This window comes from Bradyrhizobium sp., assembly GCF_027307225.1.
In the GTDB taxonomy this organism is placed as follows: domain Bacteria; phylum Pseudomonadota; class Alphaproteobacteria; order Rhizobiales; family Xanthobacteraceae; genus Bradyrhizobium.
The window spans coordinates 1-7,802 of the sequence record NZ_DAHUXJ010000134.1; the positions used below are offsets into that span (position 1 = coordinate 1).

Annotated in this window: 8 protein-coding genes; 5 read left to right on the forward strand and 3 right to left on the reverse strand. The window is 61.7% G+C overall.

The features are described from left to right. The first annotated feature begins 106 nt into the window (after nucleotides 1-106). The 3 genes from M6D32_RS22430 to ahcY all read left to right on the forward strand — a co-directional run bounded on the left by M6D32_RS22430 (nucleotide 107) and on the right by ahcY (nucleotide 4,434). Entirely contained in the window at nucleotides 107-1,408 is a 1,302-nt protein-coding gene (locus tag M6D32_RS22430; protein WP_298260375.1) for a hypothetical protein, read from the forward strand. A gap of 206 nt (nucleotides 1,409-1,614) precedes the next feature. Further along, nucleotides 1,615-2,877, forward strand: coding sequence for a methionine adenosyltransferase (gene metK / locus M6D32_RS22435; RefSeq protein ID WP_298260364.1), 1,263 nt, complete (start codon nucleotides 1,615-1,617; stop codon nucleotides 2,875-2,877). Between the two features lie 126 nt (nucleotides 2,878-3,003). After that, the gene (ahcY, locus tag M6D32_RS22440; protein ID WP_298260366.1) at nucleotides 3,004-4,434 is read left to right on the forward strand and encodes an adenosylhomocysteinase; all 1,431 of its coding nucleotides are present in this window, start codon (nucleotides 3,004-3,006) and stop codon (nucleotides 4,432-4,434) included. A gap of 80 nt (nucleotides 4,435-4,514) precedes the next feature. Here ahcY and M6D32_RS22445 read toward each other — a convergent pair whose 3' ends face one another. Beyond that, nucleotides 4,515-4,691: a hypothetical protein gene (locus M6D32_RS22445; RefSeq protein ID WP_298260368.1), complete on the reverse strand. Its 177-nt coding sequence runs from the start codon at nucleotides 4,689-4,691 to the stop codon at nucleotides 4,515-4,517. A gap of 109 nt (nucleotides 4,692-4,800) precedes the next feature. Then, a complete protein-coding gene (locus tag M6D32_RS22450) occupies nucleotides 4,801-6,057 on the reverse strand; it encodes an arsenic transporter (RefSeq protein ID WP_298260370.1) in 1,257 nt (418 codons plus the stop codon). Nucleotides 6,058-6,245: 188 nt separating this feature from the next. Here M6D32_RS22450 and M6D32_RS22455 point away from each other — a divergent pair, with 188 nt between their 5' ends. Together M6D32_RS22455 and M6D32_RS22460 are read left to right on the forward strand one after the other, a co-directional pair. After that, nucleotides 6,246-6,734 carry a DUF417 family protein gene (locus tag M6D32_RS22455; RefSeq protein ID WP_298260377.1) on the forward strand — a complete coding sequence of 163 codons (489 nt, stop codon included), beginning with the start codon at nucleotides 6,246-6,248 and terminating at the stop codon, nucleotides 6,732-6,734. Between the two features lie 355 nt (nucleotides 6,735-7,089). Continuing rightward, complete coding sequence (locus tag M6D32_RS22460) at nucleotides 7,090-7,473, forward strand: response regulator (protein WP_298260372.1); 384 nt, start codon at nucleotides 7,090-7,092, stop codon at nucleotides 7,471-7,473. On the opposite strand, the gene M6D32_RS22465 is transcribed toward M6D32_RS22460, so the two are convergent. After that, nucleotides 7,470-7,616, reverse strand: a complete 147-nt coding sequence (locus M6D32_RS22465) for a hypothetical protein (RefSeq protein ID WP_366145852.1) — start codon at nucleotides 7,614-7,616, stop codon at nucleotides 7,470-7,472. The two genes, M6D32_RS22460 and M6D32_RS22465, sit on opposite strands and share 4 nt — an antisense overlap. Between the last annotated feature and the right edge of the window lie 186 nt (nucleotides 7,617-7,802).

A 7,802-nucleotide genomic window follows, 5' to 3' on the forward strand; every position in this document is an offset into this window, starting at 1 on the left:
GGTTTACCGCTTGTGGCAAACCGGTTCCAATTCCCGCGCGGAGGATGACAACGTGGACAGACAAGTCCTGCTCGACGAGATATCGAGCTTTTGCCGCCAGGCCGGCATGGCGGAAACGACCTTCGGCCGGCGCGCGGTCAATGACGGCAAGCTCGTCCATCGCCTTCGTGAGGGCAAGCGCATCACCATCGACACGCTGGAGCGCATCCAGGCCTATATCGTCGCATCTAGCCCCGACGGCATCCCGCCGCCGCGTGGGCTGAAGGTGCCGCCCGAGAAACGCGATCCCCGCAGCAATTTCCGCTTCTTCGAGAACCGCCAGAAATACCTGTTGTTCGTCCACACCTGCGGCGAGAAGCGGGTGGTCGCCTCGCGCGTCGCGCTCGAGCTTTCCGCCATCCATCCCCGCCCGCCGGCGCTTCGGGTGTTCGATGCCGGCTGCGGCGACGGCACGGTGCTGGCGCGGGTGATGCGGTCCATGCACACGCGCTTTCCCCATATGCCTTTCTATATCGCGGGCAAGGAACTCTCTTTCGAGGACGTCCGTCTGACCCTTGAGAAGGTGCCCGACCGCCTGTTCGAGCACCCGGCGACGGTCTTCGTGTTGACCAACATGTATTACGCCGAGGCGCCCTGGCTGACGCCGGCCTCGCCCGCGGCTGCCGCCGGCATGATCTGGCACGAAGTCCCCTTGCGGGGGGCCTCTTCCGGCGATTTCGAGGGCCAAATTGCCGAATTGGGGCCGTTTCTGGAGCAGAACTGGCGGGCCAGCGTCTCGGCCCGCTCGGGCATGCCGACCTATGAGCGGCCGGTGGCGCTGGTGCTCTACCGCGAGGACCAGCGATTTTTGCTCGATTCGATCATCCCCCGCGCCGGGAAGGTCGAGGCCAATTTCGACCTCATCATCGCTTCCCAGCCCTATCGGGCCAAATCCAGTGTGAATTTCCGAGCCAAGCGCATTATTGCCCCCCTCGGTAGGGCCCTGCGGGCCGGAGGCCGGCTGATTGGAATCCACTCCCACGGGCAGGATCCGGGGCTTGAAATCATCCAGGCGGTTTGGCCGGGAGAAAATCCTTTCGCGGTCAGCCGTCATGAGCTATTGCGCGCTGTGAAATACGAGCTGGGATCGGCCGGGCGCGACCTTAACTTTAATGCCTACGCCGATAACCGTTCGGTCTTCCGCTATGATATGGAAGCGCTGCCCGATGAGGTCACCGGCTCGATCGGAACCTCGACGGCCTTTGCAGCATGGAATGCGGCGGTGTATGTCGCTCAGATTGAAGACGACCGGTTGACGGAAATGACCCAGAGCGGGCGCTATCTCGATGCCGTCAGAGAGGTTCTGCGCAAGCATAACGGACTCTGGTTTTACGACGAATCCTACGTCATCTCGCGCCGTCGGGACTGACCATCCTAGTGATCCGATTCTGACATTCGCATCCCGTCGATGCAGGCATGTTTGCGAATGTCAGAATCAAAGGATCACTAGCAAATATCGACTGCTGGTGTGGTTTTGGTTCAGAAGTTCTCTTGACGAGTTCTCGGCGGCAATGAAGAGAACTTCTGAACCACCACACCAGGACATTTGAAAAAAGGACCAAAGGGGCTACCTAGATGCGCGCGTCTTACCTGTTCACTTCCGAGTCGGTTTCCGAAGGTCATCCGGACAAGGTCTCCGACCAGATCTCCGATGCGATCCTTGATGCCTTCATCGAAAAGGACGTCAAGCTCGGCATCGCCGACGACAGCCTCGTCAACACCCGCCTCGGCTGCGAGACGCTGTGCACGACCAACAAGATCGTCATCGCCGGAGAAGGCCGCGGCCAGCTGTTCCGCATGATCAACGGCGTGTCGGTGGTCGACCGCGAATTGATCAGCCAGATCGCGCGCGATGTGGTCCGCGACATCGGCTACGACCAGAACGGCTTCTCCTATCACGGCGCCGATATCGAGGTGCTGCTGCACGGCCAGTCGCCCGACATTGCGATGGGCGTCGACGCCAAGAAAAAGAGGAGCGGCGAGGAAGAGGGCGCGGGCGACCAGGGCATGATGTTCGGTTACGCCTGCACCGAGAGCGAGGTCTATCAGAAGGGCTCGTTCATGCCGGCGCCGATTTTCTTCGCGCACCGCATCCTGAAGGTTCTGTCCGAGAAGCGCCGCAACGGCCAGCTCGCCGATCTGCAGCCCGACGCCAAGAGCCAGGTGACGGTGAAATATGTCGAGGGCAAGCCGGTCGGCTGCACCAAGGTGGTGGTCTCGACGCAGCACAACGAGAAGAGCCGCAACAACAAGAAGTACACGCCCGGCCTGATCAAGGAGATGATCTCGACGGCGGTTGAATCGGCGCTGCCGAAAGGCTGGATGCCGGCGAAGTCGTCCGACTTCCTGGTCAATCCCACCGGCAACTTCGTGGTCGGCGGCCCCGACGGCGACTGCGGCATCACCGGCCGCAAGATCATCGTCGATACCTATGGCGGTTACGCCCCGCACGGCGGCGGCGCGTTCTCCGGCAAGGACCCGACCAAGGTCGATCGCTCGGCGGCCTATGCCGCGCGCTACCTCGCCAAGAACGTGGTCGCGGCCGGCCTTGCCGAGCGCTGCACCATCCAGGTCGCCTATGCGATCGGCGTGGCCGATCCGATGTCGGTGCTGGTGGATACCCACGGTACCGGCAAGGTCGACGAGAAGAAGCTCGAGAAGGTGTTGCCGGAGGTGTTCCGCCTGACGCCGACCAACATCCGCCGCACCTTGAAGCTCAATCGTCCGATCTACCGCAAGACCGCCTCCTACGGCCACTTCGGCCGCTCGGCGGAAAAGGACGGCAGCTTCTCCTGGGAGCGCACCGATCTCGCCGACGCGCTCAAGGGCGCCATTTAGTTCTTGCGTCATTCCGGGGCGCTCGCGAGCGCGAGCGAACCCGGAATCTTCATCCATCATTTCGAGATTCCGGGTTCGCCTCTTCGAGGCGCCCCGGAATGACGAGCCAAGCAACAGGATAATCTCATGACCGCCACCGCCACGAAGCCCCGCTTCACCGACTACATCGTCAAGGACATTTCGCTCGCCGAATTCGGCCGCAAGGAAATCTCGCTGGCCGAGACCGAGATGCCCGGATTGATGGCGACGCGCGAGGACTATGGCCCCAAGCAGCCCTTGAAGGGCGCGCGGATCGCCGGCTCGCTGCACATGACGATCCAGACCGCGGTCTTGATCGAGACGCTGGCCGCGCTCGGCGCCGACATCCGCTGGGTCTCCTGCAACATCTATTCGACCCAGGACCACGCGGCCGCCGCGATCGCGGCCGGCGGCATTCCGGTGTTCGCTGTCAAGGGCGAGACGCTGAAGGATTATTGGGACTATACGGCCAAGCTGTTCGACTGGCATGGCGGCGGCACGCCGAACATGATCCTCGACGACGGCGGCGACGCCACCATGCTGGTGCATGCCGGTTACCGCGCGGAAGCGGGCGATACCGGGTTCCTCGACAAGCCGACGTCGGAGGAAGAAGAGATCTTCTATGCGCTGGTGAAGCGGCTCTTGAAAGAGAAGCCGAAGGGCTACTTCGCCGAGATCGCGAAGAACATCAAGGGCGTCTCGGAAGAGACGACCACGGGCGTGCATCGCCTCTACGACATGGCGAACAAGGGCACGCTGCTGTTCCCGGCGATCAACGTCAACGACAGCGTCACCAAGTCGAAGTTCGACAATCTCTATGGTTGCCGTGAATCGCTGGTCGACGGCATCCGCCGCGGCACCGACGTCATGATGTCGGGCAAGGTCGCGATGGTCGCGGGCTTCGGCGACGTCGGCAAGGGCTCGGCGGCTTCGTTGCGCCAGGCCGGCTGCCGCGTCATGGTCTCCGAGGTCGATCCGATCTGCGCGCTGCAGGCGGCGATGGAAGGCTATGAGGTCGTGACCATGGAAGACGCGGCGCCCCGCGCCGACATCTTCGTCACCGCGACCGGCAACAAGGACATCATCACCATCGAGCACATGCGCGCGATGAAAGACCGCGCCGTTGTCTGCAACATCGGTCACTTCGACAACGAGATCCAGATTGCCGGCCTGCGTAACCTGAAGTGGACCAACATCAAGCCGCAGGTCGACGAAATCGAATTCCCCGACAAGCACCGCATCATCCTGTTGTCGGAAGGCCGCCTGGTGAACCTCGGCAATGCGATGGGCCATCCGTCGTTCGTGATGTCGGCCTCCTTCACCAACCAGACGCTGGCGCAGATCGAACTGTTCGCCAACAACAAGGACGGCAAGTACGAAAAGAAGGTCTACGTGCTGCCGAAGACGCTGGACGAGAAGGTCGCCCGTCTGCATCTCGCCAAGATCGGCGTGAAGCTCACCGAGCTGCGCAAGGACCAGGCCGACTACATCGGCGTCAAGACCGAAGGTCCGTTCAAGTCGGATCATTACCGGTATTGATATTTTTGGCGTCGTCCCGGCGGAACGCCGGGACGACGGGCATGCGTCATCGAAGGGCCGCCCGTTTCCGCTCGCCTATCTCAGTGATGCGCGGCGGGTCCTGCAGCAATCGGGCTTTCACGGGCTGCAAGCGGACTTTCAGCCAATTTCACCGCAGGGTCATCACAGCTTATGCATTGGAGTTCGGTGCGGCCTGAGATGGCGACGACCGGCTCCAAGAGCTTTCCGCATTTGGCGCAGCGCGTGATGCGATCCATGACAGATACTCCGGTTTATCGCCCTTAACTCGGAACGTGAGTTTTTGTTCCAGGCTCGGGCTGAGATTTGCGCTTGGGGACAATGTCGGGGGCCTGTGTTCTCGATCGCTTATGAGGCCACCAGCGAGAGCGCGAGCAGGGCCAGCACCAGTGCAAACGGCATCACCACAACGCCGATGCGCAGGAAGTGCAGCGCACCGACATGCTCGCCTTCGCGGCGCAGTGCAATCAGCCAGAGAATGGTCGCCAGCGAGCCGGTGACTGACAAGTTCGGTCCGAGGTCGACGCCGATCAGGACCGCGCCTGTTACCTCGTGCGGCACCTGCGCGCCTTGCGTGGTGGTGGCTGCGATCAATCCCATCGGCAGGTTGTTGATGAGGTTGGAGGCAAAAGCGCTGATCAGGCCGGCGGCCCAGGAGGTCGAATGCGGGGCGGCGGTTGCCGCCGTCTTAAGCAGTTCGGCGAGCGACGGCAGTACCCCGGTCCGATTGAGACCTTCGACCAGGATGAACAGTCCGCCGACCAACGGGATCACCGACCATGAGACGTCGGCGCACACCGGCCACGGTGGCTTGCGCTCGCGCACGAGTACCAGGGCGGTTACCGCGACGCCGCAGCCGAGCGTCGGCAATCCCAGATCGTGCCCGAGACCCGACGCCATGAGAAGAACAATGGCGGTCGCCGCAATCCCGCTTGCTGCGATCTTGCCGCTCGTCGTCAGATGCGATGCGGAAACGGGATCGGCGACTTGTTTGGTGAGCTCAGTGCGCTGGGTGAAGCGAAGCAGCAGATAGGTCGCCACAATCGAGACCACCGAAGGCAAGGCGAAGGTGTGCAGCCATTCGAGCAAGGGCGGCATCGCCGCGCCGAACACGACGAGGTTGGCCGGGTTGGAGATCGGCAGCACGAAGCTGGCCGCATTGGCAATGAAGGCGCAGACGAACAGATAGGGCAGCGGCTCGACGCGCGCGGCACGCGTCGCTGCATAGACGGCGGGCGTCAGAACCACCGCGGTGGCATCGTTGGACAGGAACACGGTCACCAATATTCCGACGCCATACACGATCAGGAATAGCTTTGAGGCCGACTTGTGCGACCATCGCACCGCTTGCGCCGCCAGCCAGTCGAACAAGCCTTCCTGCCGCGCCACTTCGGCGAGCAGCATCATGCCGATCAGGAAGAAGTAGACATCGAGCCCCTTGCCCGCCGCGGCGACGGCCTCCTGCCACGGCAAGAGGCCGAGCGCGACCAGCAGCACTGCGCCGGTCACGGCCCAGATATATTCCGGCAAATTCCAGGGACGGATCACGACGCCGAGCGTCGCAAGCCCGGCAATGCCGCAAGTGGCGGTTGTCGCACCGATCATGGAGCCATTCCGGCTGCGGCATGCAGGACAATACCAGCCGGCATCAGTGTCGCCCCGCCGCAAGCACATGATTGTGAGCCGCCGAATTGAAGACGAAACGTAACGGCGGCGTCGGCGGGGACGTAACGCCTGCAAGGAACGCGCTTCTGCGCGGCCGCCCGCATCAATCTGTATCCAGAAAGAGCCAAATGAAAGTACCTTTCAAGGTCGCCGAAAACGGCGGCGGGACTTATCGTTTCCTCGCCATCCTTCGCTGGGCCATGGTTATCATCTTCGTGTCTTTTGGCATGCAGAAATTCACACTGCAGTCGGCGCAGGGTATCGTCCAGTACATCAGCAATAGTCCATTTGTTTCGTGGCTGTCCGTGTTCGGCCTCAGGGGCGAAGCGTACTTTCTCGGTGTCGTCGAGTTTGCCATCGCCGCGCTGCTCGCGTCGGGTGCGTTCAGCCCGATCCTGTCGGCCGTCGGTTCCCTGATGGGCATGATCACCTTTGCGATCACATGGTCGTTCTTCTTCACGACGCCCGGGGTCGTCAAATGGAGCTGGTCGACCGATCCGATGGCGTGGAATCTGACCGGCGAGTTTTTATTCAAGGATATTGTCCTGTTTTGCGTTTGTGCGGTGTTGTTCCTGGCCTCTTTGCCGCGGTCCGCTGCTCAATCCCGCACTGCCTAATTCACGGAACCGGCGATCTATGTCCACTTAGTAACCTAAGTAAGTGGCTGGATCGGAATTGCGGTCTACCGTGGGTGATTCGCCACGGGGCGCGCGCAACGATGACGGCCAACGACCGGGATAAGCTAGTGCCGTCTCAGGCGCCCAATCAGGGGCGCCAGCAGCGATGCCCGAAATGTGCAGGCGTGCAGCAGCGTCTCAACCTTTCATTCCTCGACCCGACATGCGGCAAGACCGTCTCCCTTTACGAGTGCCATCAGTGCGGCGAGCGCATCTGGCACGACTAAACCTGCACGGGCGATGCACGCCCGTCCGCGTCATCACTCGCCGATTTCGAACGGTCTGGAGATTGCAAATGTCTGGTGCGATACCCGCTGCAAGCTTGCATGGCCGCCGTATTCTCGTGGTGGAAGACGAATACCTGCTGGCGGACGACTTACGGCAGACCCTGGAGAAACTCGGTGTTGAAGTTGTGGGGCCGGTGGCCAATGTCGCGCAGGCGTTGAAGCTGCTTCAATCGGGAGACGCTCTCGATGGCGCCATGCTCGACGTCAATCTGCAAGGCGACTCGGTCTTCCCGGTGCTGGACCTGCTCCGGGAGAGAGGCGTTCCCTTCGTGCTGACGACGGGCTACGACGGATGGGCGCTACCGGGGCCCTATGCCGATGCGCCCCGATGCACGAAGCCGCTGGACATGCGCCGTCTTTCCAAACTGCTCCACGAACACCTGTTGCCTTAGCTGCTCAAACCCGCTCGACGAGATGCGCGCGCGAGGGTAGCACGAGCATCCTCGTGGTAGATTTCGTGCTCGACATTGAAATCGCCGGCATCCGAAGCATTCCAGTGGCGCTCGAGCGCAAGCCGCACAGATCGATCATCCATGTCAATCCTCCTGTTAATGCTGCCGGCTATCATAGCGGCGCGCCATGTCCGTAGCGGATGAAGATGTCGTATTTTTGTAGCTCGTGATCTGTCGCCTTCGTTGTTGAGTTTCGGAGGAGCCGGAAAGCGTGGACGGTTCCGCCAGCCTGGTCATGCCATGGATATTGCTGCCGGGTTAGCCCTCTG